We start from the raw sequence: 1,284 nt of genomic DNA on the forward strand, positions 1-1,284 counted from the left end.
GTCCGGCAGTCGGTAGGCATGTTCATAAGAGGCTTTGATGCCCGCATCCTCAGAAAACCGATAGCGCGTAGCAATACCATAACCGTAATAGTTTTTGGTCTGGTCAGCTTCCTCTTTCACATATCCGCTACCATTGTAATATACCGCCGAGCGGATATAAGAATGAATGTTATACTGTTTGACAAAAACCGATGTTGTCAACCTGTCTTCAAAAAGACGGTTCTGGAAAGATAATCCCAACACTCCCTTATCTAGCTTATTTGGAATATCCAGTGGATTTGAATCCTGATTTACCCCGGCATAGGTATTGATCCCGGTCCTTTTACCGGCATTGAGCGAATAGTTCAGGCTCAATGCGTTCGAGGGATTGATGGAATAGGACAGATTCCCTCTGATGACCGCAAACTCATTGGTATACTTAAAGATTGAAAAGGCACCCTGTTCGGCAAAATTCTTATCTACAGATATCACATCGCCCATCCAGTTGTATTTTGCGGCAGAAGTATCGACTGTGGTCGATTTATCTTTTGCGTAGGAGGCAAAAAGGCTCAGGTCAAGCCCATTAATAAGCAGGTTTTTTTTCCTGTATTTCAAGCTCGGCATCACAAAGTTGCCCGTAGAATTTACCCTGCCATAAACCAGGTCCTGTTGCGCCCCCGTCTGCCTTTCCTTGTACCCGGAAGAATAAAGCAGGCCAACAAGCAGCGCATCGGCCCATTTTTTATCACGGAAACCAAACTCGGCCTGTCCCATTGCAGAACGGTAAGCATCATGAAAACGCCTGGCATCCCTGGTTACATTGCCTTCAGCAAGTCTGACCACCACGTCCTTCATCAAATAGTTGTTATCCGCATAATTATAAAATCCACTGGCATTAATGGTAAAACCGGATTTTACATCAGTATACCGCCCGCTAAGTGCGGCCCTATGGGTATTAAAAGAACCGAAACCGTAACTGGCATCCAGATATTGTTTTACATGCTGATTGGTCACAATGTTCACCGCCCCGCCCAGTGCATCTGCACCAAGTTCGACAGGAACAACCCCTTTGTACACTTCTATCCTTTCGGCCAAGTTTACCGGGATATTGTTCAGCGACATCGAACTCCCAAAATTTTCCATAGGAATCCCGTCGATAAAAAACTTCACCTGTTTGCCCGATAGCCCATTGATCGAAAAATTAAAGTCAGACCCCAGTCCGCCGCTTTCCCTCACCCTGATCCCCGTACTCCTGCTCAAGACCTGGTTAAGGTCTGCAGTTGTATTGGCAAGGGCTTTGGTCTC

1 protein-coding gene is annotated in these 1,284 nt (G+C 46.1%); it reads right to left on the reverse strand.

All coding sequences use genetic code 11. From position 1 onward, the window contains the following. The coding region (locus tag R2R28_RS29060; RefSeq protein ID WP_316829164.1) for a TonB-dependent receptor at positions 1-1,284 on the reverse strand (1,284 nt) is incomplete at both ends.

This window comes from Pedobacter miscanthi (genome assembly GCF_032678605.1).
Classification (GTDB): domain Bacteria; phylum Bacteroidota; class Bacteroidia; order Sphingobacteriales; family Sphingobacteriaceae; genus Pedobacter; species Pedobacter miscanthi_A.